At 68.9% G+C, this 24,814-nt stretch carries 25 protein-coding genes and 10 pseudogenes; 19 read left to right on the forward strand and 16 right to left on the reverse strand.

The window, feature by feature from the left end:
- Positions 1 to 46: 46 nt before the first annotated feature.
- Positions 47 to 1,050, forward strand: a pseudogene (locus ACQPXS_RS00995) (IS5 family transposase).
- 83 nt (positions 1,051 to 1,133) lie between these two features.
- On the opposite strand, the pseudogene ACQPXS_RS01000 reads toward ACQPXS_RS00995, so the two are convergent.
- Positions 1,134 to 1,805, reverse strand: a pseudogene (locus ACQPXS_RS01000) (transposase); the annotation flags it as partial.
- A gap of 98 nt (positions 1,806 to 1,903) precedes the next feature.
- On the opposite strand from ACQPXS_RS01000, the gene ACQPXS_RS01005 reads away from it, so the two are divergent.
- A complete protein-coding gene (locus ACQPXS_RS01005; RefSeq protein WP_433446008.1) occupies positions 1,904 to 3,523 on the forward strand; it encodes an ISL3 family transposase in 1,620 nt (539 codons plus the stop codon).
- A gap of 89 nt (positions 3,524 to 3,612) precedes the next feature.
- On the opposite strand, the gene ACQPXS_RS01010 is transcribed toward ACQPXS_RS01005, so the two are convergent.
- A complete protein-coding gene (locus tag ACQPXS_RS01010; RefSeq protein ID WP_433446010.1) occupies positions 3,613 to 4,380 on the reverse strand; it encodes a class I SAM-dependent methyltransferase in 768 nt (255 codons plus the stop codon).
- A 382-nt stretch (positions 4,381 to 4,762) separates the two neighbouring features.
- Positions 4,763 to 5,707: an RNA polymerase subunit sigma-70 gene (locus ACQPXS_RS01015; RefSeq protein ID WP_433446012.1), complete on the reverse strand. Its 945-nt coding sequence runs from the start codon at positions 5,705 to 5,707 to the stop codon at positions 4,763 to 4,765.
- Positions 5,708 to 5,779: 72 nt separating this feature from the next.
- Here ACQPXS_RS01015 and ACQPXS_RS01020 point away from each other — a divergent pair, with 72 nt between their 5' ends.
- On the forward strand, positions 5,780 to 5,914 hold the full coding sequence (locus ACQPXS_RS01020) for a hypothetical protein (RefSeq protein ID WP_433446014.1): 135 nt from the start codon (positions 5,780 to 5,782) through the stop codon (positions 5,912 to 5,914).
- Positions 5,915 to 5,977: 63 nt separating this feature from the next.
- Positions 5,978 to 6,121 (forward strand): annotated as a pseudogene (locus ACQPXS_RS01025) (VOC family protein); the annotation flags it as partial.
- Positions 6,122 to 6,170: 49 nt separating this feature from the next.
- Here ACQPXS_RS01025 and ACQPXS_RS01030 read toward each other — a convergent pair.
- Positions 6,171 to 6,323: pseudogene (locus tag ACQPXS_RS01030) on the reverse strand (maleylpyruvate isomerase N-terminal domain-containing protein); the annotation flags it as partial.
- Between the two features lies 1 nt (position 6,324).
- Here ACQPXS_RS01030 and ACQPXS_RS01035 point away from each other — a divergent pair.
- Both ACQPXS_RS01035 and ACQPXS_RS01040 read left to right on the forward strand, forming a co-directional pair.
- Positions 6,325 to 6,750: pseudogene (locus ACQPXS_RS01035) on the forward strand (maleylpyruvate isomerase family mycothiol-dependent enzyme); the annotation flags it as partial.
- A gap of 26 nt (positions 6,751 to 6,776) precedes the next feature.
- Complete coding sequence (locus ACQPXS_RS01040; protein ID WP_433446016.1) at positions 6,777 to 7,157, forward strand: GTP cyclohydrolase, FolE2/MptA family; 381 nt, start codon at positions 6,777 to 6,779, stop codon at positions 7,155 to 7,157.
- On the opposite strand, the gene ACQPXS_RS01045 is transcribed toward ACQPXS_RS01040, so the two are convergent.
- The 6 genes from ACQPXS_RS01045 to ACQPXS_RS01070 all read right to left on the reverse strand — a co-directional run bounded on the left by ACQPXS_RS01045 (position 7,103) and on the right by ACQPXS_RS01070 (position 12,123).
- Positions 7,103 to 7,630 carry a hypothetical protein gene (locus ACQPXS_RS01045; protein ID WP_433446018.1) on the reverse strand — a complete coding sequence of 176 codons (528 nt, stop codon included), beginning with the start codon at positions 7,628 to 7,630 and terminating at the stop codon, positions 7,103 to 7,105. The genes ACQPXS_RS01040 and ACQPXS_RS01045 overlap by 55 nt on opposite strands.
- 389 nt (positions 7,631 to 8,019) lie before the next feature.
- Positions 8,020 to 8,967, reverse strand: coding sequence for a YcxB family protein (locus ACQPXS_RS01050; RefSeq protein ID WP_433446020.1), 948 nt, complete (start codon positions 8,965 to 8,967; stop codon positions 8,020 to 8,022).
- Positions 8,968 to 9,206: 239 nt separating this feature from the next.
- A complete protein-coding gene (locus tag ACQPXS_RS01055; protein ID WP_433446022.1) occupies positions 9,207 to 9,734 on the reverse strand; it encodes a hypothetical protein in 528 nt (175 codons plus the stop codon).
- Between the two features lie 52 nt (positions 9,735 to 9,786).
- On the reverse strand, positions 9,787 to 9,954 hold the full coding sequence (locus ACQPXS_RS01060) for a hypothetical protein (RefSeq protein ID WP_433446024.1): 168 nt from the start codon (positions 9,952 to 9,954) through the stop codon (positions 9,787 to 9,789).
- Between the two features lie 16 nt (positions 9,955 to 9,970).
- A complete protein-coding gene (locus ACQPXS_RS01065; RefSeq protein ID WP_433446026.1) occupies positions 9,971 to 10,789 on the reverse strand; it encodes a class I SAM-dependent methyltransferase in 819 nt (272 codons plus the stop codon).
- Entirely contained in the window at positions 10,786 to 12,123 is a 1,338-nt protein-coding gene (locus ACQPXS_RS01070) for a helix-turn-helix domain-containing protein (protein ID WP_433446028.1), read from the reverse strand. Before ACQPXS_RS01070 ends, ACQPXS_RS01065 begins: the two co-directional genes overlap by 4 nt.
- A gap of 349 nt (positions 12,124 to 12,472) precedes the next feature.
- Between ACQPXS_RS01070 and ACQPXS_RS01075 the strand changes: the two genes are divergently transcribed.
- The 8 genes and pseudogenes from ACQPXS_RS01075 (at position 12,473) to ACQPXS_RS01110 (ending at position 18,330) form a co-directional block, all read left to right on the forward strand.
- On the forward strand, positions 12,473 to 12,694 hold the full coding sequence (locus tag ACQPXS_RS01075) for an ATP-binding protein (protein WP_433446030.1): 222 nt from the start codon (positions 12,473 to 12,475) through the stop codon (positions 12,692 to 12,694).
- Positions 12,688 to 13,164 carry a hypothetical protein gene (locus ACQPXS_RS01080; RefSeq protein ID WP_433446032.1) on the forward strand — a complete coding sequence of 159 codons (477 nt, stop codon included), beginning with the start codon at positions 12,688 to 12,690 and terminating at the stop codon, positions 13,162 to 13,164. Before ACQPXS_RS01075 ends, ACQPXS_RS01080 begins: the two co-directional genes overlap by 7 nt.
- A gap of 28 nt (positions 13,165 to 13,192) precedes the next feature.
- Positions 13,193 to 14,307, forward strand: a pseudogene (locus ACQPXS_RS01085) (hypothetical protein).
- Complete coding sequence (locus tag ACQPXS_RS01090; RefSeq protein WP_433446034.1) at positions 14,304 to 14,657, forward strand: ASCH domain-containing protein; 354 nt, start codon at positions 14,304 to 14,306, stop codon at positions 14,655 to 14,657. Before ACQPXS_RS01085 ends, ACQPXS_RS01090 begins: the two are co-directional and overlap by 4 nt.
- A gap of 656 nt (positions 14,658 to 15,313) precedes the next feature.
- On the forward strand, positions 15,314 to 16,282 hold the full coding sequence (locus tag ACQPXS_RS01095) for a pentapeptide repeat-containing protein (RefSeq protein WP_433446036.1): 969 nt from the start codon (positions 15,314 to 15,316) through the stop codon (positions 16,280 to 16,282).
- 193 nt (positions 16,283 to 16,475) lie between these two features.
- Entirely contained in the window at positions 16,476 to 16,880 is a 405-nt protein-coding gene (locus tag ACQPXS_RS01100) for a helix-turn-helix domain-containing protein (protein WP_433446038.1), read from the forward strand.
- A 276-nt stretch (positions 16,881 to 17,156) separates the two neighbouring features.
- Complete coding sequence (locus ACQPXS_RS01105) at positions 17,157 to 17,318, forward strand: hypothetical protein (protein WP_433446040.1); 162 nt, start codon at positions 17,157 to 17,159, stop codon at positions 17,316 to 17,318.
- A gap of 604 nt (positions 17,319 to 17,922) precedes the next feature.
- Positions 17,923 to 18,330, forward strand: coding sequence for a hypothetical protein (locus tag ACQPXS_RS01110; RefSeq protein WP_433446042.1), 408 nt, complete (start codon positions 17,923 to 17,925; stop codon positions 18,328 to 18,330).
- Positions 18,331 to 18,378: 48 nt separating this feature from the next.
- Here ACQPXS_RS01110 and ACQPXS_RS01115 read toward each other — a convergent pair whose 3' ends face one another.
- The gene (locus tag ACQPXS_RS01115) at positions 18,379 to 19,011 is read right to left on the reverse strand and encodes a hypothetical protein (RefSeq protein WP_433446044.1); all 633 of its coding nucleotides are present in this window, start codon (positions 19,009 to 19,011) and stop codon (positions 18,379 to 18,381) included.
- Between the two features lie 247 nt (positions 19,012 to 19,258).
- Here ACQPXS_RS01115 and ACQPXS_RS01120 point away from each other — a divergent pair, with 247 nt between their 5' ends.
- On the forward strand, positions 19,259 to 19,726 hold the full coding sequence (locus tag ACQPXS_RS01120; protein ID WP_433455644.1) for a hypothetical protein: 468 nt from the start codon (positions 19,259 to 19,261) through the stop codon (positions 19,724 to 19,726).
- On the opposite strand, the gene ACQPXS_RS01125 is transcribed toward ACQPXS_RS01120, so the two are convergent.
- A complete protein-coding gene (locus tag ACQPXS_RS01125) occupies positions 19,683 to 20,120 on the reverse strand; it encodes a transposase (RefSeq protein WP_433446046.1) in 438 nt (145 codons plus the stop codon). The two genes, ACQPXS_RS01120 and ACQPXS_RS01125, sit on opposite strands and share 44 nt — an antisense overlap.
- Before the next feature lie 276 nt (positions 20,121 to 20,396).
- On the opposite strand from ACQPXS_RS01125, the pseudogene ACQPXS_RS01130 reads away from it, so the two are divergent.
- A pseudogene (locus ACQPXS_RS01130) lies at positions 20,397 to 20,603 on the forward strand (DUF1348 family protein); the annotation flags it as partial.
- Between the two features lie 51 nt (positions 20,604 to 20,654).
- On the opposite strand, the pseudogene ACQPXS_RS01135 reads toward ACQPXS_RS01130, so the two are convergent.
- Positions 20,655 to 20,874, reverse strand: a pseudogene (locus ACQPXS_RS01135) (helix-turn-helix domain-containing protein); the annotation flags it as partial.
- A gap of 38 nt (positions 20,875 to 20,912) precedes the next feature.
- Entirely contained in the window at positions 20,913 to 21,782 is an 870-nt protein-coding gene (locus tag ACQPXS_RS01140) for a Ku protein (protein ID WP_433446048.1), read from the reverse strand.
- Positions 21,783 to 22,032: 250 nt separating this feature from the next.
- On the opposite strand from ACQPXS_RS01140, the gene ACQPXS_RS01145 reads away from it, so the two are divergent.
- The gene (locus tag ACQPXS_RS01145) at positions 22,033 to 22,746 is read left to right on the forward strand and encodes an ankyrin repeat domain-containing protein (RefSeq protein ID WP_433446050.1); all 714 of its coding nucleotides are present in this window, start codon (positions 22,033 to 22,035) and stop codon (positions 22,744 to 22,746) included.
- A 27-nt stretch (positions 22,747 to 22,773) separates the two neighbouring features.
- Here ACQPXS_RS01145 and ACQPXS_RS01150 read toward each other — a convergent pair whose 3' ends face one another.
- Positions 22,774 to 23,133 carry an alkylmercury lyase family protein gene (locus ACQPXS_RS01150; RefSeq protein WP_433446052.1) on the reverse strand — a complete coding sequence of 120 codons (360 nt, stop codon included), beginning with the start codon at positions 23,131 to 23,133 and terminating at the stop codon, positions 22,774 to 22,776.
- 75 nt (positions 23,134 to 23,208) lie between these two features.
- Here ACQPXS_RS01150 and ACQPXS_RS01155 point away from each other — a divergent pair.
- Positions 23,209 to 23,401 (forward strand): annotated as a pseudogene (locus tag ACQPXS_RS01155) (SDR family oxidoreductase); the annotation flags it as partial.
- A gap of 67 nt (positions 23,402 to 23,468) precedes the next feature.
- A complete protein-coding gene (locus tag ACQPXS_RS01160; RefSeq protein WP_433446054.1) occupies positions 23,469 to 24,389 on the forward strand; it encodes a DUF2510 domain-containing protein in 921 nt (306 codons plus the stop codon).
- Between the two features lie 19 nt (positions 24,390 to 24,408).
- Here the strand turns inward: ACQPXS_RS01160 and ACQPXS_RS01165 are convergent.
- Positions 24,409 to 24,768, reverse strand: a pseudogene (locus ACQPXS_RS01165) (amino acid deaminase/aldolase); the annotation flags it as partial.
- Positions 24,769 to 24,814: the final 46 nt, after the last annotated feature.

Here is a 24,814-nt window from a genome sequence, read left to right on the forward strand (position 1 = left end):
CGGGTTCTCGTCCCGTGTGGGGACGGGACCTGGTAGGACGCTGGGTGTGACACGTAGGCAACTCACCGACGAGCAGTGGGAGTTCATCGAGCCGTACCTGCCGATAGGCGAGTACGGTCCGTACCCCGAGCGGCTGCGGGAGCAGTTCGAGGGGGTGATCTGGCGGTTCCGGTCCAGCGCTCAGTGGCGCGAGATGCCCTCCGAGTTCGGACCGTGGGCGACCGTTTACGGGCGCTTTCGCGTGTGGCGGGACGCCGGGGTCTTCTCCGCTCTTCTGGAAGGCATGATCGCCGAGGCCGCCCGCCGGGGAGAGACGGACTTATCCCTGGTCAGCGTGGACTCCACCACTGCCCGCGCTCACCACGACGCGGCCGGGATGCGCATCGGCAAGGACGTCATGGACGCCCTTGAGGAAGCCGCCGCCGAGCAGGAGCGGGCCCGGCAAAAAGGGGCGGCCCGCCAGAACAGAACGGACAGGACGGCAGGGACGACCCCGAGCAGGAAGAGCGACGGCGGATCAGGCGGCGGCGCAAGCTCCGCTTGACCCAGGCCCTGCTCGGCAGATCCCGTGGTGGACTGACGAGCAAGATCCATCTCGCCGCCGACCGCAAGTGCCGTCCGCTGTCCCTCGTACTGACCGCAGGACAGGCCGCCGATAGCCCGCAGTTCGTCCCCGTGCTGCAGAAGGTGCGCATCCGTCTTCCCGTTGGTCGGCCCCGGAGCCGGCCCGACGCTGTCGCCGCCGACAAGGCCTACTCGTCCCGCGCTAACCGCTCTTACCTGCGGAAACGCAACATCAAGGCAGTCATCCCGGAGAAGAAGGACCAGACCGCCAACCGGAAGAAGAAAGGCCGCCGGGGCGGCCGCCCCACATGCCACGACGGCGATCTTTACAAGGAGCGGAACACCGTAGAGCGGCTCATCAACAAGTTGAAGGCCTGGCGGGGTATCGCCACTCGGTACGACAAGACGCCCGAGAGCTACCTCGCCGGCCTCCACCTCCGCGCGTCGATGATCTGGATCAACGACCTCCTGAAGACAACTGGATGATCACAACATCACACAGGCCCTAGGTTCGACACGCCTCGGGTTGCCAATCGGAAGATTTCAAGTCCAGTGAGACGGTCGTGACGCTATGAGGTTTGTGGTGCGTGTTCCCTGCGCTTGGCCGGGTCGTTGATCCATGCCCGCTGGGGTATCTGGGGTGGTCGGGGGCGGCGGCCGAAGCGTTCGGGGTGGCGGGCGTATGCGTCGGCGAGGGTGACGGCTCGCTGGTCGCGGACTTCCTCGGCGGTGCCGAAGTGCACGCTGGCGGGCGTGTGCCAGCCGATGCCCGAATGCCGGTGCTCGTGGTTGTAGTACGCGATGAACGCGTCGAACCACTCGCGGGCATGGGCCAGCGAATCGAACCGTTCGGGGTAGTCGGACATGTACTTCGTGGTCTTGAAGTGGGCTTCGCTGTAGGGGTTGTCGTTGGAGGTCTTCGGCCGCGAGTGCGACCGTGTGACGCCGAGGTCGATCAGCAACGGCGAGACCTTCTTGGAGGTCATCGAGGTGCCGCGGTCGGCGTGCACGGTCTGGGGCACGATGCCGTTGCGGGCGATGGTCTCGCGGATCAACTCCTCGGCCCGCGCCGCTGATTCGGCCCGCTCGACGGTGTGGCCGACGATGTAGCGGCTGAAGATGTCGATGACGACATAGGCGTGATACCAGACGCCCTTGACCGGTCCGGCTGCCTTGGTGATGTCCCAGGTGAACACCTGTAACGGTGCGGTGGCCACCAGCTCGGGCACCGTCTTCGCCGGTGACGGCGGCCATGGAAAGCGGCTCTGATCCACTTGTTGTGGCCGTGCGACGTTGCGTTACGAGCTTCTGATCCGTTGATCATTCGTGTGACTGCAGCATGCTCTGGGCCGCCTTCTCTCACCTGAAGTCGGTTGCGGTGGAGGAGATCACGGTGGATGACGACGCGGTGGGTGACGACGCGGTGGGTGACGACGCGGTGGCCGTCGTGGCGCGGGCGGTGAGTCGAGAGGCACTGTGCCCAGGGTGCGGTGGTACGTCCAGCCGCATCCACGGGCGCTATCACCGACGGCTGGCCGACATGGCGGTGGCGGGGCGCAAGGTCGTTATAGATCTCTTGGTCCGGCGATTCTTATGTGGGGCGCCGGAGTGCGCTGGCCGGACGTTCGTTGAGCAGGTAGAAGGGCTGACCGAGCGGTTCGCACGTCGTACACCGGTTTTGCGCCGGACGCTGGAAAGGCTTGCGCTGGCCCTGGCCGGGCGTCCGGCGGCCCGGCTGGCCGCGCACCTGTCGATCCCAACGAGCGCGAACTCCCTGCTCAGGCTGTTGAGCAGGCTCCCGGACAAGAGGCTAGGCACGGCCCCGCGTGCCCTGGGCGTGGACGACTTCGCGTTCAAGAAGGGCCACGTCTACGGGACAATCCTGATGGACGTGGAGACCGGCGAGCGCGTGGATGTGCTGCCCGACCGTACGTCGGAGACACTGAGTGTCTGGCTGCGCGATCACCCTGGCGTGGAGATCGTGTGCCGGGACCGGGCCAGTGCCTACGCCGAGGCCGTCCGCGCTGTCTGCCCCGACGCCACGCAGGTCGCCGACAGGTTTCATCTGTGGAAAAACCTGTGCGAGGCCGTCGAGAAATGTGTCCGCGAACATCGCAGGTGTCTCGCCGAGCCCGCCGAGGACGCTCCCGCCGGCGGCGCCGTCGTGACGGTCGGCACGGCAGGCGACGACATGCTGGAGCCCATGGAAGGACTGCGCGCGATCAAGCGACGCCAACGCCATGCCGCGGTACACGACCTCTACGACAAGGGCGTCCAGATCGAGGTGATCGCCAGGACCCTCGGGCTCGACCGCAAGACCGTGCGCCGCTACACGCACGCGGCCACCCCTGACGATGCCTCCCGCGGAACCGGCTCCCGCCGCTACGGCCACATCCACGCCTACTCGCCCTATCGGTACCGGCGCTGGAACGGAGGCCGCACAGACGCGGCACGGCTTCATGCAGAGATCGCCGAGCAGGGCTACAGCGGCAGCAAGCGGACTGTCCGCCGCCACCTGGAACAGATCCGAGCCAGCGGCAAACCCGCACCCGACAAGCCCAAGGAGCTGACCGTCCGGAAAGCGACCTGGCTGATCACCGCGCACCCCGACAAGATCGACGAGAACAACGCACTCAAACGCAAACAACTGCTGGCCCGCTGCCCGGAACTGGCAGCCGTAGCCGACTGCGTGTACGCCTTCGCCCAGATGATGACCGAGCGCCGCGGCAGCGACCTCGACAACTGGCTCACCCGCGCCGAGCACACAGGGATGAAGCCACTGCGGAGCCTGGCACGCGGCCTGCGGCAGGACTTCGACGCCGTCACCGCCGGACACACTCTGGAGTGGAGCTCCGGCAAAGTCGAGGGCAACGTCAACAGGGTGAAGCCGATCAAAAGGGATGGGTACGGCCGTGCCGGATTCGACCTCCTCCGACGCCAGATCCTCCTCGCGGACTGACCACGAGCCATGAGCACTCGGCCTTTACCGCTTCCGGGCGACGGAAGCCGAACGCCAGACCCGTCCGAGGCGGTGACCCCGACGACCTGTCAGCCTGCCAGCCGAGCTTTCCAGATCTCCTCGCTGGGCCACTGGTGAGCCCAGTCGGCGGAAATCTCCGCGTAGTCCCGGTGCGCGGGCTGGGGTGCCTGGATCTCGATCAGGTCGTCGACGAGGAAGCCGCAGGACCGAAGCAGACGAACCATCTCGCCATGCCGAAGGACGAACTCCACGTGGTTCCCCCAGTCAAGCCGAGTCAGGCCGAACTGCCCGCGGGACAGCGTGGTGGATACCGACCCCTCGGGCCGCACGCACAGCGCGAACAGCGGCGAGAAGCGCATGAACACCAGATGGCCTCCAGGGACCAGCAGCCGGGCCGCCTCCGGGATCCACTGATAGGGGTCGCACCACAACGAGGCCCCGTACTCGCTGATCGCCAAGTCGAACGTGTTGTCGTCGTAGGGCACCTCCTCGGCCTTGCCCAGGATGAGGGGGAAGTCGACGCCGAACTCGGCCTGCATCGCGCGAGCGGTGGCGAGTTGCTTCTCCGACAGGTCGATTCCGATCGGGTGAGCCCCTGCTCTGGCCAGCCAAGCGGAAACGTAGGCAGTACCGCAGCCCAGCTCAATGGCGCGCATCCCGGCTATGCCGTCGGGAAGTACGCAGACCTGCGACTCAGGGGTCGCCCACAATCCCCAACGCGGTTCCGCCTGTGACCAGTGATCGCGGGCGAGCGGCCCGTGCCACGCAGCCGCCTGGTCATCCCAGTAGCGTCGGTTCTGCTCCACGTGGTCCGCACGGCCGTCAGTGGCAGTCATGGAGGCATTCGACCGAAGATGCTGATGCTCCGGCAACGGGTTTACGACCTCACCAGCCTGCGTCGAGGACGAGTGACTAGCACAAAGGTCAGGTCACGGAGGCGTACAGCAACCTGAACTCCAGCATCATCGGAGCGGGCTGGCCACCACCGTGACGCAGTGCAACCGAACCACAAGGAGTGGATCAGAGCCCATCTCGTTGGCCGCCAGCGGGGCGACCTCCTGGCCGCCTACGGGGAGAACTACAAGACCGTTGACACCACACCCTGGGGGCCTGGGGGGCTGACGTTGGCTCAAGCCCACTGCGTCTGCAGCCCGAACCGCTGCACGTGCTCCGCGCCCAGGAACGAGGTGAGGCCTTCTACGAGCTCGCCGCGCAGGGTCAGCACCGTGATCGACCACGCGAGGTGCGGGGTCGACCGGCTCGCGCCCACGTAGAAAGCCACTGCCGGTTGGCCGTTCGCCGAAGTGAGGTGGTAGTGCCAGCTCGGGCAGCGGGTGAGGGGGGCCTCAACGGCGAAGTCCATGACGGCGGCACGGCCCCCCGGTACCACTGGGCCAGCGGCGGCATCGACCAGGCGACATCCTCGGTGAGCAGGGCGACCAGGGCGTCGGCGTCGCCGCTTTCCAGGGCGGTGGCGAAGGCGGTGACGGTCTCGCGGACCCGGGCGTCGCCGAGCTTGCGCAGGGTCTGCTGCTGCGAGCGCGCCGAGACCCGCTCGGCGAGCAGTCGACGGGCGCGGGCCAGGGCGGAGTTCACCACGGTGGTGGAGGTGTCCATCATGGTGGCGATCTCGGCGGCGGAGAAGCCGAGCACGTCGAACAGGAGCAGCGCGGCCCGCTGGTTGCCTGACAGGTGCTGCATGGCCGCGACGAAGGCGAGTTCGACGGCCTCGCGCTGCTCGTACCGCGCGGCCGGTCCGGCCGGGCCGGCGGGCAGGCCCGCGTCGGGGTAGGGGCCCAGCCAGGCGACCTCGGTCAGCGGGGTGGCGTCGACCACCGCGTGGTCGCTGGCCGGGCCGAGGTCGATGGGCATCGCCCGCCTGCCGCGCCGGTCGACGGCGTCCAGGCAGGTGCGGGTGGCCACGGTGTACAGCCAGGCACGCAGTGGACTACGCCCCTCGAAGCGGTCCAGGCCCCGCCAGGCCCGCAGCAGCCCCTCCTGCAGTGCATCGTCCGCGTCGTGGGTCGACCCGAGCATCCGGTAGCAGTGCGCGTGCAGCTCCCGGCGCAGCGGCGCCACCAGGCGGGTGAACGCGGCGTCGTCCCCCTCGCGCGCCCTGGCCAGGTCGCTCGTCGCGGATCCCGCCGAAATTTCCTCGCCCACGAGGGACGATCCTGCCCCACTGCGGGAGTCACCTCTTCGACCGATCGTTTCCCACACCCCGAGGAGACCCCGATGAGCAGTGCCGCCTGGTTCGACATCTCCACTCCCGACGCGCTGCGCGCGGCCCGCTTCTACCAGGAGCTGTTCGGCTGGCCGGTCCACGTGCTGGACGACACCTACGCCCTGGTCGGCGACGAGGACGGCTGACCGACCGGCGGGGTCGGGCAGGCGGGCCCGGACAGCCCGTACACCGGGCTCGTCGCTTACTTCCCGGTCGACGACGTCGATGCCGCGCTCGCCCGCGCCGAGCGGCTCGGCGCCACCCGAATCCTCTCCCCCACCGACACGCCCGCCAGCCGCATCGCTGTCTTCACCGATCTCGACGGCAACCACGTCGGCCTCATCAGCCGCTGACCGGTCCCCTGCCCGCCCGACCACCGCACAGGAGCATCACCCCCCATGACGACACCCGCCACCGGAACCTCTTGTCGAAGTCGAAGCGGCAGCGGATCACGCCCGCCATCCACCGCACCGGGTTGAGGCCGGCCGCCGAGGTCAGGTGCGCGAGCACCTCACGAACGGTGAGCCCCTCGCACAGCGACGGGGTGGCCCACTGGGTCGCCATGCGGCTGGCCGAACAGCTGGGCGCTACCCCGGCCGAGACGCTCGACTGGTTCCGCCGAGTGGCCACCCGCACGACGAAGCCGATCCCCTCGACCGTGGCCATGCTCGGCGAGACCATCGTGCACGGCGAGGACATCCGCCGGCCGCTCGGCATCGAACGCGACTACCCCGTCCGCACGTTGACCACCCTGGCCGACTACTACCAGCGCACCGATCTGCCCGTCTTCACCAAGACCCGCATCCGCGAACTGCGCCTGACCGCCACCGACAGCCCCTTCACCACCGGCGAGGGGCCACGCGTGTCCGGCACGACCCTGGCCCTGATCATGGCGATGGCCGGTCGCGCGTCCTACCTCGATGCGCTCGATGGAGACGGCCTTGCCATCCTTCGCGAGCGCCAGGCACAACCACGGGCATGACGCCCTGTATCAAGGTGTGAAGCTCAATGCCGCCGCCCCGTCCGGGGCGGCGGCATCCGACGCATCGACGTGGGTGGCCTGCGGCGTGGCCACGGCGCAGGCCACCCACGCCACCAGCCTGTGCCCCTGCTCCAAAGCCATCTCCGACGACGACACCCCACAACCAGCGCAGCGAGATCACCCTCGAGGTCACCGGCACCAGTGACACGCCCTACCCGCTGCCCGTCCACGAGATGGTCGACCTGCCCCGCGCCGCCGACTCCGCCCCCGTCATCCCCCTCATCAAACGCCCCGATGAACGCATCGTGACCACGCAGGCTACGGCCACCCCATCTGCACCGAAGACGCGACATCACCTCACCTGCCGCCAAAAGCGCCATGCCGTAGACCGTACCGGCGGTCCCTGACAGCCTGCCGGCCAGCCGCCGGCGCGCTCCGACCGTGTGACCGTGGCACGCCTCGGAAGGTCCTCGGTGCGTGCGGTGGCCACCGCCGCAGCGGCGATCACACCGTAGGTGAGATGGTCCGCCACCTGCGGCCACCGTGGCAGCGCGCGGATCTGGGCGGTACGTCTGCCCGGCACACTGAAGTCGAGCGCGGCGATCGCGAGTCCGGCCAGCGCACCCCACGCGGTGGTCGCCCGTCGCGGCAGTACGGCCGCGAGCGCCACGCCCCAACCGACGCTGAGCCCAAAGTGGACGGGGAATGCCGCAGCGAGCAGTCGCGCCGAACGGGCTTCGTCCGGCAGCAGCAGCGATCCGGCCGCGCGGGTCGCCGCCAGCGGATCACGCCGCGTGGCCAAGGCATGCAGCGTCGACGGCACACCACTGAGCACACCAGCGACAATGCCCGCGCGCACCCCCGTTCCGAAGACGGTCATACCCTTGGGCTAACACCATGCGGGCACACTCCGCAATGACACGCCGGTAGGTCACGCAGAGCTACTTTTTCCCTTGAAGACACAGATGTGAGTCCGGGGGACTGATCCCCGCGAGTTCGCGGAAACTGAAGGTTCTTCAGCAGGAACCCGAGGGTCTGCGGGTGCCATTGTCGGGGGTGAACCCGTGGGTTCGTGGCGAACACGCGGGATCGGCTTCGAGGTCGGCTTGGAGAAGCTGCCGGGCGGAGTCCGCGTAGCGGACGGCGGTCTTCTCGTCGATTCCGAAGACGAGCGCGAGGTGGAGCGCGTCGGCACCATGTGTGAGGACCTCTTCGAGAACCTGCGGTGGCTGCGCCGCGCAGCCACCGAGGAGTGGGCTCCGGGCCCGCTCAGAAGTCGTAGCAGGCGTAGTCGCCGTCGGGGCCCCGGGCGATCCGGTCCGAGCCCCAGCAGTGCAGCATCGGCCCGATGCGGTAGACGGCGGCACCGCCGACCAGCAGCACGGCTGCGGCGAGCACGGCGGTCACGATCCGCATCACCTTCATCCGACGTACGACCCACCACGCGCGGGCGACGGCCGGCACCCCCAGGATCAGGGCGATGGCCGAGACCGGCGCGTTGTTGTGCTGGAGCCCGGGGAAGGCATCTGGATCCACGGCCTTCTGGACGGCGGCGTAGGCGAAGAAGAACAGCACCAGCCCGAGGAGCAGCAGCCCGACGGAGCCCGCTCCGCGCCCGACGTCCCGGCCCCGGCTCGGCGTCCTGTCGGCGTCCGGCGCCTCGGCGGCCTCCGCGCGTACGAGGTGCCGAGCGAAGATCGCCCGCAGCCGGTCCGCATCCTCCGGGTTGCTCAGGCCGCGCTTGGGCAGGACGCCGACGCCGACGGCGGACTTGTCGGCGCTGAGCAGCACGAACAGCTCCGGGGTCTCGGCATAGCGCGGGTAGAGGTGCCAGTCGAGGGTGGCCGAGCTGTGGGCGGTGGTGAGGCAGATCCCCGTGCCGTCGACGACGGCGCGGAAGTCGCCCTGCCGCTCGCTGAGCCGGTGGAACTGGCGGGCCTGCAGCCGCGGCCCGGCGGTCATGAAGGCGACGAAGGCCACCAGCGCCAGGTACAGGTACCACGGGGTGTCACGCCGGCCGTCGCCGAGCGTCGACAAAAGGACTCCGACGGCCGTGACCACCAGCGTGTAGATCAGCAGCCGACGCCGGAAACGGCCCGCTCTGGTGACCTTCGCCCGGGTGCGGATCGCTGCCCCAAGGTCGTCGACGGTGAGCCGGTAGGCCAGCTCCACCGGTCTCTCCGCGACGGCGTCCGTCGCTTCCCGGCCCTCGGCCATGTCCCCTCCCGGTTCGGTGATCAACCGGATCGTAGCGCCGGGGAGGGAGGGGACGTGCTCGGGGTCAGGAGGCAGTTCTGAGAGCGTCGCCGCCCTGGTCGTGACCTGCTGGAACCGTGCTTACCGCTACAGTAATCGCTGTTCCGTTGTTCCCCGAGGCCGAAGACATTCGGGACGCCAGTGGGCACAAGCGCCGCTACCGAGTCGGCGACCGCCTCGCCGAGGGGCGGGTGGAGTCTTCACCCTCTGGCTTCGGCCGCAATCCAGTTCCGCCAAACATGGATCGTGTTGGGTACCTCGGGACGATCGAGGAGCCAAAGAACATAGCCGGCATGTCGCCATGCCCATGGCTTGTCAGATCGAGCGGCAGTTTCCAGCCTGCCGCGCAGATCCTCACTGTCGACGGCTCGAGCAACGCGCACGTACTCGCGGTCCTTGCAGCGGTAGGCCCTCTGAACGACGATCTCGACCAGGTCACTAAGTTTCGCCCTGACCGTCTCACTGTGGCCAGCGACCGCCACGTCCCGTATGCGGCTCTGTTTCGTGCCCCACTCCTTGGCATGCCGGGTCCACTCCTGCGGATACCTTGCCTCCCATTCCAGGAAGAGGAGCGCATACGGCAGACCCTGCCACGTCCTGATGTCCCCGGGCGGGCGGTTCCACAACGCGTTGGGCAGCGAATACCTCCCGGCTTCGAGGTACGTCTCATGTGCCTGCAGGAAGGCCGGATCCTGCCACTGCTCCTGTCCCCCAAGCGGCAGCGTCAAGCGCCACAACTCATTGAACCGCCCAAGAGCATCCCGCACGTTCCCCTGGACATCAGCAAGACGGACCAGCGCCGCAGCCCGTACCGCGGGATCGTCCCAGGTTGGAGTGGACCCGGTAGGGGAGGTCGTCGAGCAGGTCGCCGATGTGCGCCATCAGCGTGTGCGGGATGGGGGCGTCGTAGTCGATGAACAGCACCCGCTCGCTGTCCCACACATCCACCGCGCACCAGGCGCCGCTAACGGCGGCAGACGAGGATGCCTCCCCGGCAGTGGATCTCGAACGCCCCATGCCGGGCGATGTGTTCGTTCAAGATGGTGCGGGCCCGCTCGATCGTGGCCTCGAAGGGCACGTCGTGCTGATCCGCCCATGCCTGGTACGAGGCCATGTGCGCAACCACGGGCTCGGCGTCGCGGACGGTGATGGTGCCGGGCAGTTCAATCGTCTCGACGCGGCCGAACTCCTCCCCCAGGAAGGCCGGGGCCTTCTCCAGGGAGAAGCGGGCGCTGAGCGAGACGCGGGCGGGGCCGCGTCCGGTGCCGAGCACGTCGCCGGCGGCCCGCTGCCACAGGTCGTCGAGTTCGGCTTTGTCCCGATCGCTGTTGGTGGAGGCGATCACCAGCCCGTCACGGGCGACCACGCGAGACAGCTCCCTGACCGCCTGAGGGATGTCCGGGACGTGGTAGAGCATGTGCAACGCCAAGACAGCATCAGCGCTCTGCGTGGCCAGCGGCAAGCGGGTGGCGTCCGCAACGGCGACCAAGCCGTGGACACCGGCGAGGATGCCAGGAGCGATGTCCAGGCCCAGCAGAGTCAGGTCGGGCCGGTCCTGGCGGAGCCGCTGGATGAACTTGCCGTTGCCGCAGCCGACATCGACCACGCACCCGTTCACGCCCCTCAGTTGCTCGACGACGATGCCTGGCAGGTCGTAACGGGGCGTCTGCCACTGATAAAGCGACTGTCGGGCGGCCAGATCCCGGTCACTGCTGTAGGCACTTCCAGCGAGACGGCCCCGGTCGGTGACGGCGGCGTCGTGTGCGGCGGACAGTTCGGTCACGTCAGCAACTCCGGAGGGTGGGCGGCGGGTGCGGCCGCAAGGGCGGCCTTGTGCTGGAGTCGTTCGCGCAGGTGTACGGCCTGCGCGGCTCCACCGTACTGCGGCCCACTCAGCTCCTGGCCCAGAGCGGTGAGCCGGCGCGCGATGCTGGCCGACATGCGCTCCGGCGGAGAGCCGAGGACGAAACCGAGCATCGCCTCGGTACCGTCCAGGTCGCCGAGGAGCATGTGGCCGCGGGCGAGATCGACATGGGCGGCGAACAGGTCACCGACCGACTGGTCGTCGTCTTCGACGCTGCGGTAGAGCCGGATCGCAGTGTCTGCGCTGGCGATGGCCTGCTGGACGTGCTCCCGCCCGCCCACGGCCAGGTGGCTCGTCCCCGCGTACGCGAACTGCTTGGCGGCCGGGAAGGCGAAGATGCCCGGCACCTCGTCATGGCCACGCATCGCCTCACGGGAACGCTCCGCACCCGCCAGCGCGGCTACGGCACCCGCCCGGTCTCCGACTATGGCCAGCGCCCGCGCCTCCAGGCTCGCCAACCGAGCCCCGATACTCCCTCCCGCCTGGTGTCGGCGACCGGCCTGCGCCAGCCGAGCCGCCCGCTCGTAGTGCCCGGTCCAGTAGGCGATCAGGGACTCCACAGCGCGTACCCAGGCGAGCATCCCCTCGTGGCCGGCCGCCTCGGCGCACGCCCGGGCGGTACGGCTGTGCGTGGCGGCAGAGTCATAGGCTCCCAGGTCCAAGCAGACGTGCGCGGACAGCCCGCACAACCGAGAGGCCGCGACGTACAGGTCGGTGGTCTGCCGGGGATGCTGCCGCCCGCGCAGCAACTCGAACACCCCGTTCCGAAGCTGCTTGATCTCGACGTACACCTCCAGCAGCGGATGGCTGACGTAAGTACGGGCGAGCCGAGCGACATCGGCCTCCAACTGCTCTACGACGAACTCGTCGGCGTTGCGCTGCGCGATGAACCGGGTGAACTCCGCCGAGGCCACCGCATCCGCCGACACAGCTCCGGCGACGGTGTGTGGACGCGCCGTGGGCCACGCGAGCGGTGCCTGTCCCACCTCATCCACGCCCTCCCCACCCCGTCGGCTCTTGCTGACGGCGACCGCCTGGTCGAGCACGGCGGCATCGACACCGAAGACCTGCGCCAGGTACTTCCGCGTGTACGGCACCGGGATGCGCACCTCGCGCTCGTAGCGCCCGATCTCCTTGCCCGTCTTGGTGGCCCGCCCCTCCAGGGTGTTGCACTCGTCGGCCACCCGCTGCTGGGACCAACCACGCTCTGTGCGCAGCCGGACAAGCAGCGCACCGATCCCTGTGTCGCCCATCCCCTCACCCCGCAGCACGCGAACTCTGGCTCCCATAGTGGCCCCCGGCATGGCCCCCATGCTGGCTCCCGACCCAAACGAGCGAGAGCGGTTGGCTGTTGGCCATGCCCAGCACACCGCCCGGCAAGCCGGGCATTCTCGCCCTGGCCCCGGCCCCTGCCGCCGGCGCCGACGTCGAGCGCCGCAGGAAGCTCTTCGACCGACGCCGGACCACACCCGGCGCCGCACGGGGGTTCGTCGCCCAGCCCCTTACCCAATGGGGCCGGACCGAACGCCTCGACGACGTCCAGCTGTGCGTCTCCGAACTCGCCACCAACGCCACCTGCACGGAGCCCCCTCAGGCGGACTGGTGTTCGTGCGCATCACCCTCGCCGACACCCAACTCCGCATCGAAGTGCACGACAGCGGCGACGCCCCACCCCACAGACGACAGGCACCAGCCACAGCCGAGACCGGCCGCGGCCTACTGCTCGTCGCCGCCCTCGCCGACGACTGGGGCGTGGAGGAACGCCGGAGCCCCGGCAACTGCGTGTGGGCCGCCTTCCAGCACAGCACGGCGCCGGCATGCTGACTCACGCCAGCACCAGATCCCTCACGATCTCCGCCGGGCTGATCGCTTCCCTGGCCACCGTCACGTGGCTGGACACCGCCCCGACCGGGGCCACTCTCTGCTGCCTCCTGCTGGTGCCCCAGCCACCCCGCAGCCGCTACGAGTCGCAGACGGTCGCCGAGCAACGCATGCGGACAATCGCCGAGGCCCTCCACCTCGGCCCGGCCACCGAGCCCCCACCAGACATCGGACCACGCCTGCGCCCCATCACACCCACCGAGGTCGCCCTGAGCTTCGACAGCACCCCCTACCGCAAGCGCATCCCGGCAGGCCGTTCCTGGACGCTCCTGCTCGGCCGACGAACCCCGGTGGCCCTCGTCCTCGGCCTTGACCCACTCACCCGCAGCGCCACTCCGGCCGAGATCGACAGCTACCTCGACCTCGGCACCCTCCGCCAACGTCTCCTCTTCGGCCACACCCGAACCGAATGAACCCCGACCCACCCGAGGGGGAAATCCCGTGACGACTCACCCGGTCTCACCGAACACCGTCCTCGCCAACGCCCTCCACCATGCTGAGGACGTCCTGACCCCGCGCATCCTGGCCACCCGCCCGAGCGGATCGTGCTGGTCGTCGGCACCCAGATCAACGGTGCCCCCCACATCGGCACCTCGCTCGTGCAGTCCCTGGCCTTCGCCATGGCCGCCCGCCTGCGCGACCGCTTCGGCTTACCCACCGAGGTCCTCTTCAGCGCCCTCGACAACGCCCCCTACGAACTGACCAAAGACCCCACGACCGACCACCGCTACCAGCGCGCCTACGCCCAGGCCCTCGGAGACCAGGCTCTCGGCGACCTCGTCTCAGCCCTCTACCAGCCCCTGTTCACCACGCTGTCGCGACGCCTGGGAATCCCCTTCCGGGTCGAGACCTACACCCAGCAGCAGGCCGGCGACCACTTCCGCCGGACCTGGCTGCGGCTCCTGCCCCGCCTCGACGCGGCCCGCTGGTGGCTAGCCCCCTCCACTGGCACCCCGCACCTCCGCATCCCTTGCCCGCACCCCGGCTGCGGCTGGGCCGAGAAACACGCCGAACGTACCCGCGTCCACCTCACCGACCACGAGGCCGCGCAAGTGGCCGCCGTCTGCCTCCACCACGGTCCCTACCGGGCCACCATCACCCCGACCGGGGGCTCCTACCTGGACCTGGCCACCCTGTACCGCAACATGGTCAAGGAACTTGCCCTGTCCACCCACCAAGGCACCCTGCACGTCATGGTCAAGGGCGGCGACTGGGTCTTCGGCTCCCACCTGGTCGACGAGGCCCTCCAGGCCGTCGGCCTCACCCGAGGACAGCTCCCGGCTCGTCTGTTCTGCCCCCAGGTCGTCACCGACACCGGCGCCAAGCTGTCCAAGTCGCTGATCCGCGAAGGCCGCGCTCCCCTACCCGCCGGCGCCGCCGACTGGATGCTCGACACCCGGCAGTGGCCCGGCACCATCACGGACTATGCCGAGCAACTGCTCGCCATGACCGATACCTTGCTGTCCGACCCCCGACACTTCTTCCGCGCGTACTCGGCCGCCGAGATCGGCCGCATGATGACCGCACCAGCCACGAGGAGCATCCCCGCCCCATGAGCGACACCACCGCCCGCGTCCACGAGCTCAACCTCTACCGCCAGTACTTCGACCTCGTCGCCGCGGGCACCAAGACCATCGAGGTGCGGGTGAAATATCCGCACCTCGCCGACCTCACCGCCGGCGACACCATCCGCTTCCGCATCAAAGGCACAGACGAGACCTGCGAGGTCAACGTCAAGCGGGTCACCGAGTACCCCGATTTCGAAGCCCTGCTCGACAGCGAGGGACCCGACAAGGTGAACCCGACTGCCACCCGAGACCAGCAGCTCGCCAACATCCGCACCATCTACCCGCCCGAGAAGGAAGCCCTCGGCACTCTGGCCATCGAGATCGCCTGCCACAAGTAGGAGCTGCGGGTGATCGCCTCCGGCGGCCGGATGTTCTTGGTGTAGCCGCCCTTGCGGCAGATCGTCGACGCCAGGTTCGCCTGCGTCACCGCCGGCGAGATCGCACCCGGCGTGCACGACCGGTCCTCGAGGGGCTCGCCCTTCTCGTACCGGTAGTGGCAGCTGCCCGCGGGCGGCTGCTGCAGGCACCGTGTACGTCGTCTGCGGCCCCACACCCAACGCAATCTTCGCCGCTCCCGCGGGTACGGCCGTCCCCGACGGCCCCGTCGCCGACGCTCCGCCCTTCCCCGAGGTGTCCGGCCCAGACGACGAAACGTTCGAACAACCCGCCAGCAGCATGCAGGAGAGCAGCACCGGCGGCGCGGCGCGGCGGAAACGCATGACGAACACTCACGAGCAAGCGAACTGGGCACATGCTCCCCCACCTAGCGGCTGTGGTGAAGTTCGCTGCTGATCCTCGGACACGCGTTCTTGGGCGGGGCAACACCTGGTCCACGGCAGTGCCGAGGACATCCGCACTGGTGAGCTGCCGCCGTGTTGCGGTGAGATAACTTGCCGTGAGATCTCTTGAACGCGCCAGGAGCAGCATGCGGGCCTGCACTCGTTGGTTTCGCCGTCATCGGGCCGCGATAGGGCTGGCCTCGGGTATACCTGCTGTGCTCGCTTTCATCCTCGTCTTGCTGGGGCCTGTGTCGTGGCTGGTGGCCGGCGGCACGGTACGCAGCCTCAGCGGCAAGGAGCAAGCCGATGCACTGAACGCGGTGCGCCAGAACGTTCTCGCCGCTGCGGGAGGAGCAGCAGTCCTACTCGGCCTTGGATACACCGCCCGCACGTATCACCTGTCGCGGCGCGGTCAGGTGACTGGACGGTTCAGCACGGCTATCGGGCAGTTGGCGTCCGACAAGCTCGAAGAGCGGGTGGGAGCCGTGTTCGGCTTGGAGCACGTCATGGCCGAGTCTTCGCAGGAACACGCCACAGTCGTGTCTGTGCTGTCCGCGTTCGTCCGTGAGCGCGCTCGACGCGATGCCGTGCTGGCCCCGGAAGGCAGCGGCAGGCAGCATCAATCTGCCCCGCCGTTCGGCACCGAGCCTCCTGCGGACATCAGGGCTGCCATGGAAGTTCTTGCTCGCAGACCCGAACGAGAGGAGGCCCGCCGGATAGACCTGCGCCGGACCCATCTCGTCGGGCTGATCATGCGTAGCATCGACTTCGATTCCCCGCCTCGCCTCGCATGCGCTTACCTGACCTGGGCGGACCTCCGCCTGGCCGATCTGCGCGGAGCCGACCTTCGTGGCGCCGTCCTCAACAGCGCCGATCTGAGTCGGTCGCTTCTTTCCGGAGCCCTTCTCGATGGCGCGGGACTTGCCAGGGCCGATCTGCATGGCGCCCATCTCGGCGGAGGAACTTCTCTGCTCGGCGCGGATCTCAGCGGTACTGATCTCACCGATGCCCGCGGCGTGACCGCCGAGCAGTTGTCGGGCTCCATGCTTGACGGGGAGACCCGTCTACCACCAGACCTGGCTGCCGACCCGTGGGTCAGGGCTCGTATCGCCGACTGCACCGCGTGGACAGACCAACATGGCCCAGCAGCCTCACCTCCACCACCGACAGCGCGGCCGAGCTGAGCGGCCTGGGGGTGAAGTCAACTCCGTGTGCAGGTAGGCGCTTTGGCGGGAGTGGTGATGATGCCGAAGGTCTTGACGATGGAGTTGCCCCTGAACAGCAGGCCGAGGTGCATCGGCGGCTGGCCGGGCGTGACCTGCCGCGTAACGAGCGTCGGCGGCTGGAGTGCATCCGCTTGCTGGGCCGAGCCTGACCGTGCCGCAGGTCGCCGGCCTGGTGGAATGCCACCCGGTCACGGTGCGCAATGCAGTGCACCGTTTCACCGGTGGCGGGTTCGATGCCCTGGCTGATGCCCCGCGGCCGGGGTGGCCCGCCCAGGTCACCGACGACGACCTTGCCACGCTGGGCGCATTGCTGGACGCCTCGGCTGAGTCCGGGGTGACCTGGACCGCCCGGGAGCTGTGCGACTGGCTGGAGCAGGAGCGGGGCGTGCGGGTGTCGGCGGCGTGGCTGACCGAACTGCTGCACCGGGAGGGATTCCGGTGGAAACGCACCCGCGAGAGCCTTCGGCACAAGGCCGACCCCGACCTCCGGGTGATTGCGCAGCCAGGAGTCCAGCGGCTCAGCGTCCATGCCCGGAAGCACGTCGACCGGGAGTAATCTGCCGGGACCGGGCCGGTGCCTACGCCGAAGGCGCCCGCAGCGGGGCTCCGCAGGCCCAGCAGATAGCGGACGCCTGGCACCTGCTCCGCAACCTCGCCGAGGCGGTGGAGAAGACGGTCGGCGCCCATCACCCGTGCATCCACACGGCGTTCACCACGGCCCCGGTTGTCACGGAGCCCACCACCGCGTCCACGGGGATGGCCAAGCCGCCAGCGGAGGAGATGCCGTTCATCGGGCCGAATGGCACCCGTCCTCGGGCGCCCGAGGCGGCTGGTGGCCCGCACCACCGAGCGGTACGCGACGGTACAGCAGCTAATGTCCGAGGGAAAATCTCTGGCCGCGATCAACCGCCAGCTGCGGCTTGACCACTCGACCGTACGGCGCTTCACCCGCGCTCAAAGTCTCGACGAACTGGTACTGAACTTGAAAGGGTGATGTCGGAGGAAGGGATGGCCGCCGTGGGCAGGAGAGGCGGGCCTCTCGTCAGACAGTCCGGCGGTGCCGGCTGGCACTCACCACTCGAAGGTCTTCCACTCCAGTTGGGGGATGCATCCCTCCGTGGTGTCCCAGCAACGGTCGGCCCATGCTTCGGCCACCATCTCTCGACCGGAAGCGGTGGCGCACCCGGCTGGAGCTGTCCACCGCGCTCTTCGAGTACCTGGAGATCTTCCATAACCGACAACGCAGGCACTCCGCTCTGGCATGCTCAGCCCAGTGGAGTACGAACTGCGTGCAGAACCTGTAGCGTGAAATCAGGTATTCCGACTCCGTGTAACTCGGGGCAGGCCGGGGACTCCACGAAAGCAAGAGCAGCTCACTTGACCGGTTCAACTGATGCTCGGGACACTGTGTGATCAAGCGTCGACACTCGCCGGGGGCCGCTATGCGCAGGCAAGGAACGATGCGACTCCGGTTCTCTGCGATCCTCGCGTGCAGTGTTGCGGGCGCCCTCTGGGGCACCGGGTGTGACCCCAATCCTCCCAGCCCGTTCGATGCCAAGCCCCTCCTGGCGCTCCAGTGGGTCGGTGGGCACTTGAGAATGTCCGTCGCGCTGTGCCCTGGCGAGTCCGTTCGGGACGCAGCCATCGAGGAAGACGCGCCGGTCGGGTCGATTGGCCATCAGTGGTCGGTGGTGGCACCTACCCATGATCGAACTGAGGCCATCACCGCCTTCGTGGTCCCGACCGGGTGGACCCTGGAGCATGGCAGCTACGACGAGCTGCGGAGCTTGGACGACGACGGTCTCCAGGAATTGCTGCCCGGTGTGAAGTACACCGCATCGGTTTTCACCACCGGAAGTGAAGGTCGGCAGTCACGTATCACGTTCACACTGAAATCCTTCCAGCGCTTGACCGCCGGCCAGCTCTTGGTCGGCAAGGGTGACGATACGAGTAGCAAAGTCGAAGACCGGAACACCTTCCGAAGCGAGGCGCTGTCCAGCTGCTGAGGTCCAGCGGCTCACGCACAACTGATAGGGCCCACGGAACCGGGACCTTCACGCGCCAGCCGCTCGGTGCGCCGTGTCCACCGGGGCGGGGCGCTGCGAGCGCACCTGCGCGACGGCTTCGGGCATGAACGACAGAACCGTGTCTACCTCGGCCTGAGTCGTTGGGATGCACCAGAGAACGATGAGGGTGTTGCTCTCACGCACGACCAGCGCATCGTCGTGCAGGACAACCCTGGGGTGGTCGCTCCAGGTCGTGGTGGCCCGTACCCGGATGCTGTCGTCGCCCATGCGGGGCCCGGAGACGGCTGCAAACCGTTCCGTGGAGCTGGGCGAGCCGAGTGTGGATCGGATGGCAGGCGTGACGACCTTCGCGCACTCGGCCGCCAGCTGTCGTATGTGGTGCATGGCTTGGGCGGCGTCGTCTCCGGAGAACGAATACAGGGTCTCCCCACCGACCATGACACCGCCTCCGGCACTGTGTCCCCCGCTGACCGAGGCCGTTGCGGACGCCACCGCGGCCGTGGCTCCTGCGTCCGCCAGGTCCCCGCCGCTCAGGAAAGCGCAGCGGGGTTCGCCGTTCGCAGCGCTACCCGACCCCGGATCGGCCGGATCCGCCTGAGAGGTCCAGCCTTTCGGCAGGATGGCGGGCAGCAGATGCGTACGCAACTGTGCCGCGGACATCGGCCGAAGGAGCTTAGGCTTGTTCGCAGCGATGGGCTGGGCGCTGCTCGTGCAGGCCGCCGCGGACGCTATGGCCAGGACCCCCGCCACGAACCGGCTCACAGCGGCGGTGCGCACCACTTGTTCCCCCCAACGTGATCAAGATGCCGCAGGCTAGCAGACAACGTACCGTGCGGTCGGACCGGCTTGGAGGCAAGCGGCCGGTGTAGTGGCTTTGGCGGTGTCCATGGCCGGTCTGGGGTCGAGCATGATCAGGGGGCCGTACGCTGGCCGCGAAACGGTCCCTCTGAGCCGGGCGGAGCTGGGGTGGGTGATCGCCCGCAGGCGGGTCGGCACCGTGCTGACTCCGGACGGCGACACCGCCGCCGTGGAGGTCGCCCCGGATCCGCAAGGTGCGGATGCGCAGGAGGTGCCCCGGGATGCGGCGAAGCGGAAGTCACAGGTGCCCATGTGGCGTGAAGGGCTGGCCTGGTCGGTGCTATCGGCGGACTACCAGCGCTTTCTCACGGCACTCGCGGACCGGGCTCGGCTTCATCAAGGACCGCTGACCTGCCAGGAGTTGGCCGCCGCCTTCGGCATGGACGTGGTGCCGGCACGAGTGGAGGCGCTGCGGTCGAAGGCGAAACGCCTGGTCGCGCGGGGCTGGCTGGCCGAGCAGCAGCCGGGCCGGTTCACGCTCGCGCAGGGCCCCGCCGGGCAAGGCGGCGGGTCATGAGCAGGGTCATCGACCAGTAGACCATCGCCTCGGCACTGGTGGTGCGGCGTTCGAAGTCGCGCACCAGGCGCCGGGTGCGCATCAGGTGGGCGAAGAGGCGCTCGACGATCCACCGCTTGGGCAGCACCACGAATCCGCGCATGTCGTCGCTGCGTTTGACGATCTCCAGGACCAGCGAGAACGCGGCCAGGCAGTACTCGACGAGGCTGCCGGTGTAGCCGCCGTCCGCCCAGATCAGGGCGAGGCGGTGGTGCGCGTCGGCGACCTGCTCGAGCAGCACGCGGGCGGCGATGCGGTCACCGGTGTCCGCGGCGGTGACCATCACGCCCAGCAGCAGGCCGAGGGTTTCGACCACGACGTGCCGCTTACGGCAAAGCTCTGCGGCGGGTGCCATCCGCTCCAGCCGCGTCGTTCGGCAGAAGGCCGAAGACGCCGAGATCTGCCTGGACCGCTCGCACCAGCATCCGTCGGCCCAGCGACGACGGCAACCACCATCGCCACCGCCTCATGCACTCCCCCAGCACCCGAGCACGATAAGGGGCGCGGGGTGACGCAGGCGAACCTGGTCGTCCAACAATCCCAACACCCCGGCAATCCGTTCGACGCAACCACTTCGCCAGTTCTGTGACCGTACCGCCCTGGCTGGCGGATCGCGGGAGGGAGCGGATCTCGGTTTGCCTATGAATCCCACGACGACTCCGGCCAGTGGTACCGCTCGTACGGAAATGAGAATTGGGATTTCGGCGAAGACGGCCTGATGAAGGTTCGTCATGCGTGCATCAACGACCTCCCGATCGCCGAGTCCGACCGCAAGTACCACTGGCCACTCGGCCGGCGGCCCGATGACCACCCCAGCCTGAGCGACCTTGGTTTCTGACACATCCCTGCTCCGGCCCTGTTCCCAACGGCGGGCTGCGCGCGGTGATTGTCGCCAGACCTGCCGAGCGCAACGCCTCCATCCCGCCCTCACGCCAGGCCCGGCGCCAGCGCTCCACCGAGCGCACACCCACCCGCAGATCCCTCGCGATCACTGCAGTCTTCTCACCCGCCGCGAACCGGACCCCGGCCTGCGGCCGGATCTTCTCCCGGATAGCCCGACGCTCAGCGGTCAGGCCCCCACCCTCCGGATAAACGCATGCCAACGGCATACCGCAGGGGGGCACCACCCGACGACAACCCGAAAACCTCAGTAGGCGCTGCGTGGTCGCCGGCCAGTCGTCTTCTTCGCGGTCGTCTTCTTCGCCGCGGCCCTTTTGGCGGGCTGCTTCTGCGCGGCGGCCTTCTTCGGCTTCGGCAGCTCGTGCACCTCGGCCTCGCCGCGGGCCGCCTTCACCTTCGACACCGACTCCTGCAGCGCGGCCATCAGGTCCAGCACCTGGGCCGGCTGTTCCGGATCGGGCGCCTCGGGGAGCGGCCTCTCCTCGCGCTTCGCCTCGATGATCTGGGCGATCGCCTCGGTGTAGCGGTCCCGGAAGTCGGGGCCCTCCAGCCTGTCGACGGTCAGGGTGTCCATGAAGGCAAGGGCACCCTCGATCTCCTCGTCGGACACCCGGACCGGCGGCGGAAGCAACTCGGAGGGGTCGCGGATCTCGTCCGGCCAGCGCATGGCGTGGAGCACGAGGACGTCGCCGCGGACGCGGAGCAAGCCCAGTCTTTCCCTGCCGCTCCATGCGTACCTCGCGACGGCCACCTTGGCCGAGCGGCCGAGGGCCTGGACGAGGAGTTTGTACGGCTTGGCCCCGACCGGGCTGGATGGCTGCAGGTAGTAGCCTTCGGCGATCCGGATCGGGTCGATGGACGCCAGCGGCACGAACGCGTCGATCTCGATGGCCTTCGCCGTCGGCAGCGGCAGGTTGCTCAGATCCTCGTCCGTGATCGGGATGACCTGGGTCTTGGTCAGCTCGTAGCCCTTGCCGATCTCCTCCTGGGAGACCTCGCGGTCCTCCAGCTCGCAGATCTTCCGGTAGCGGATCCGGCCTTGGACGGCCAGGTGGTACTGGTGGAAGTGGATCGAGTGGTCCTCGGTCGCGCCGACCACGTTGATCGGCACGGTCATGTTGACTGAACTAAGGTCGTGAAGCGGCAGGTCGGAGAGGTACCCATTAATTTCCGGACCGTGCCCGGACATGGTGGCCGAACGTGCCTGCTGCGGGTTCCACCGTGGACCTTGGCATCCCGACCCGCGACAGCGGCGGCCAGGACGGCTTCGCACCTCCGCGACCCGAATGAGACGTCATCGGCCCGCAGACGATGCATCGGGTGAGAGTGTGTGGATCGCAACCCGCTTGGAAGGTATCGACGTGGACATGCCCGCACATGCATCTGCGGTGGAGTTGGTCTCCGCCATCCATGCCGGCGACACCGAGGCCGTTCAGCGCATCGTCGCCGCCGCACCCGAGCTTGTCGCAGGGCCTCTCGGGGGTGCATTCAAGACGCGCACCGCGCTCCACGTGGTAGCGGACTGGCCCGGCTACTTCCCCAACGGGCCCCGCATCGTGCGACAGCTGGTGGCGGCCGGCGCTGACCCCAACACCCGCAGCCCCGGCGACGAGAGCCCTCTGCACTGGGCGGCCAGCAGCGACGACGCCGATGTCGCCGCCGCTCTGATCGACGCAGGTGCCGACATCGAAGCGCCCGACGGATCCATTGGTAGCCCGCTCGACAACGCCATCGGCTATGCCTGTTGGCACGTCGCGTCCCTTCTCGCCGCCCGCGGTGCCCGGATCGACAAGCTGTGGCACGCTGCGGCGCTCGGCACGCTGGAGCGCCTCGAGCAGCTGCTCGACACCACCAACCCCACGCCCGAGGAGGTGTCCCAGGCGTTCTGGCACGCCTGCAGCGCGGGACAGCGGCGAGCCGCCGAACACCTGCGGGCCGCCGGTGCGGACCTGAACTGGGTGCCCGACTACGCCGAGGGCACTCCCCTCGATGCGGCCAGAGGCCGCGGCACCCGCCGGGACAACGTGATCGGCTGGCTGGAGGAACAGGGCGCCGGATCGGCGACCGCCAGCCAGGAATGACGCACAGATTCCCCAGGAACCTGCGGGTCAGCGGCTTCGTTGTTCGGTAGGCTTCGCCGGTGTCAGCAGGGATCCGAACACGGCCCGGCCCAGGGCCTCGGCCTGGGCGTGGTCAACGGTCTTGCCGGTGTAATCGGGGTGCGCGCGTGTCCAACTCCTGGCCGTGCGGGGGCTGGTGAAGAAGTTGAGGGCGCCGCAGGCCACATCGGCGGCGGGGCCGGTGCAGGTGCGCTGGCCGACGTAGACCACAGCGGTGGGCGGCTGCCAGGTCGTCTGCCCGCCGGCGGAGGCGACGGTGATGGTCTGGCCGGTGACCGGGTCGGCCGAGGTGATCACGGCGTCGGTGCCGAGCATGTCCGGGATGCCCAGAGCGTCGATCGCGCACATCGCCCAGACCTACCGGCAATACGGCTGAACTCCGCCGCCAGTGGCATCCGACACTTGGTTGGCGGCGTCTTCGGGGAGCTGTTCGCCAAGGACCCTGAGCGGGCCGCACGCCGCCTGGTGCACATCCCGGTTCGGCCGGTTCGCGGAGGCCGTGGAGATCGCCGCGGCGGTCGCGTTCCTCGCCAGCGACGACTCCTCCTTCGCGAACGCCACCGACTTCGTGGTGGTGGACAGCAGGATCTCGGGCGCGTACGTGACACCGCTGTGAGGCGGGCGGGACGGTCAATCTCGGTGGCCGTGCCGTCAGTGCGTGAGGGTAAGGTGCCGCCGTGGACATGGCGACCCCTGGGTGGTACCCGGACCCGTGGCATGAGGGCGGCGGCCCGGCCGGGCATCGGTGGTGGGACGGCACGACCTGGACCGAGCACGTACAGGCGCCGCAGCCGCCCGGCGGGGGTAAGCAGCGCCGCGGCCTGGTCGTGGGCCTCATAGCCGGCGCCCTCGTGCTGGTCGCCGGGGGCACGGCGGCCATGGTGCTGACTGGCGGCGACGGCGGCCGCAAGGCACCGTCGGCCCACGGGCCGGCCTCCCCTGACCGGCACGCGCCGAGCCCCTCGGCGTCGCACCGCGCTCAGCCGAGCCCTTCCGGATCCACGGGCGAGGACCGCCACAGTGGCGGGAGTAGCCGGCCCCCGGGGCAGCGCCCGGCCGTCACGGGACACGTCGATGACACGGTCAACGGCCTTCGCGTCCCCGTGCTGCGCGGCTGGCGGGGCACTTCCACCAAGACCGGCGCGGGCCTCGGGTACGGCACCGTGTACCACTGCCCGGCGGTGCCCGCCGACTACTGCCTGCCCGGCGGGGCGTACACGCGGGTCATCGCCCATCCTGGCGACCTGACCCTCAAGGAACTGGCGCAGGCCGAGATCGGCGAAGTCGCGCGGAGCACGTACGGCACCAACACGAGCGGCCTGAAGGATTACGGCGGCGTCACCGGACATCGCCGGACCGCCGCGGGGGCTGTGACGGTCGCGGGCCGGAACGGGTACTTCATCCGCTGGAAGGTCAGCACGGGCAAGGGGCCCGGCGCCGTCGTGGAAGCGGTGGTGTTCCCCTCGCCGCGGGTCCAGGGCCGCTATCTGCTGCTCGGCTTCGGCTTCGACGACAACAGCAGGGGCCCGTCCGTGACGGACATGCAGTGGATCATTGATGGCATCGAGCGCCTCGACGGCAGCGGCAGTGGCACCAGCGCCTGACCGTGGCGCCGCCCGGCCGTCACAGGAAAGTCCGGCGCACGCCGCGGTACGTCGGCACGGTCGCCGTGACTTCGTCGCCCTCGATCAGGTGCAGCGTGTCGAACTGTTCGCACGGCTCGGCCGCCTTGGCATGCCGGAACCACACCTTGTCGCCGATGAGGAGGTTGTCGGCGGGCACGCCCAACAGCGGCGTCTGCACCTGGCCGGGACCCTCCTGGGGGTCGGGCTTCAGTCCCACGGGCAGATACGGGATGGCAGCCGGTCGCGCGGCCTGCGGCGCCCAACCCACCACTCCGACGCCCGGCCTGCGCACGACCGGCTGAGCAGACAGCGCGGCCGGACGCCCGCTGAACGAACTCCTGGCCCGGCACGGGCGGGGCGACGAGGCGATCGAGGTGATGCGCGCACTCGCGGAATCGCCCGGC

The sequence above is a fragment of the Streptomyces sp. CA-142005 genome (assembly GCF_050942335.1).
In the GTDB taxonomy this organism is placed as follows: domain Bacteria; phylum Actinomycetota; class Actinomycetes; order Streptomycetales; family Streptomycetaceae; genus Streptomyces.

Bases quoted from the DNA above. Each gene is read 5' to 3' on its own strand.
- ACQPXS_RS01120 (WP_433455644.1), top strand. From the start codon at position 19,259: ATGATCAGGGGGCCGTACGCTGGCCGCGAAACGGTCCCTCTGAGCCGG.
- ACQPXS_RS01145 (WP_433446050.1), top strand. From the start codon at position 22,033: ATGCCCGCACATGCATCTGCGGTGGAGTTGGTCTCCGCCATCCATGCC.
- ACQPXS_RS01160 (WP_433446054.1), top strand. From the start codon at position 23,469: ATGGCGACCCCTGGGTGGTACCCGGACCCGTGGCATGAGGGCGGCGGC.
- ACQPXS_RS01040 (WP_433446016.1), top strand. From the start codon at position 6,777: ATGCCGCCGCCCCGTCCGGGGCGGCGGCATCCGACGCATCGACGTGGG.
- ACQPXS_RS01020 (WP_433446014.1), top strand. From the start codon at position 5,780: ATGAGCAGTGCCGCCTGGTTCGACATCTCCACTCCCGACGCGCTGCGC.
- ACQPXS_RS01010 (WP_433446010.1), bottom strand. From the start codon at position 4,380: ATGACTGCCACTGACGGCCGTGCGGACCACGTGGAGCAGAACCGACGC.
- ACQPXS_RS01070 (WP_433446028.1), bottom strand. From the start codon at position 12,123: ATGGGCGACACAGGGATCGGTGCGCTGCTTGTCCGGCTGCGCACAGAG.
- ACQPXS_RS01080 (WP_433446032.1), top strand. From the start codon at position 12,688: ATGCTGACTCACGCCAGCACCAGATCCCTCACGATCTCCGCCGGGCTG.
- ACQPXS_RS01125 (WP_433446046.1), bottom strand. From the start codon at position 20,120: ATGGCACCCGCCGCAGAGCTTTGCCGTAAGCGGCACGTCGTGGTCGAA.
- ACQPXS_RS01110 (WP_433446042.1), top strand. From the start codon at position 17,923: ATGTCCGTCGCGCTGTGCCCTGGCGAGTCCGTTCGGGACGCAGCCATC.
- ACQPXS_RS01050 (WP_433446020.1), bottom strand. From the start codon at position 8,967: ATGGCCGAGGGCCGGGAAGCGACGGACGCCGTCGCGGAGAGACCGGTG.
- ACQPXS_RS01150 (WP_433446052.1), bottom strand. From the start codon at position 23,133: ATGTGCGCGATCGACGCTCTGGGCATCCCGGACATGCTCGGCACCGAC.
- ACQPXS_RS01005 (WP_433446008.1), top strand. From the start codon at position 1,904: ATGCTCTGGGCCGCCTTCTCTCACCTGAAGTCGGTTGCGGTGGAGGAG.
- ACQPXS_RS01090 (WP_433446034.1), top strand. From the start codon at position 14,304: ATGAGCGACACCACCGCCCGCGTCCACGAGCTCAACCTCTACCGCCAG.
- ACQPXS_RS01115 (WP_433446044.1), bottom strand. From the start codon at position 19,011: ATGTCCGCGGCACAGTTGCGTACGCATCTGCTGCCCGCCATCCTGCCG.
- ACQPXS_RS01140 (WP_433446048.1), bottom strand. From the start codon at position 21,782: ATGACCGTGCCGATCAACGTGGTCGGCGCGACCGAGGACCACTCGATC.
- ACQPXS_RS01045 (WP_433446018.1), bottom strand. From the start codon at position 7,630: ATGACCGTCTTCGGAACGGGGGTGCGCGCGGGCATTGTCGCTGGTGTG.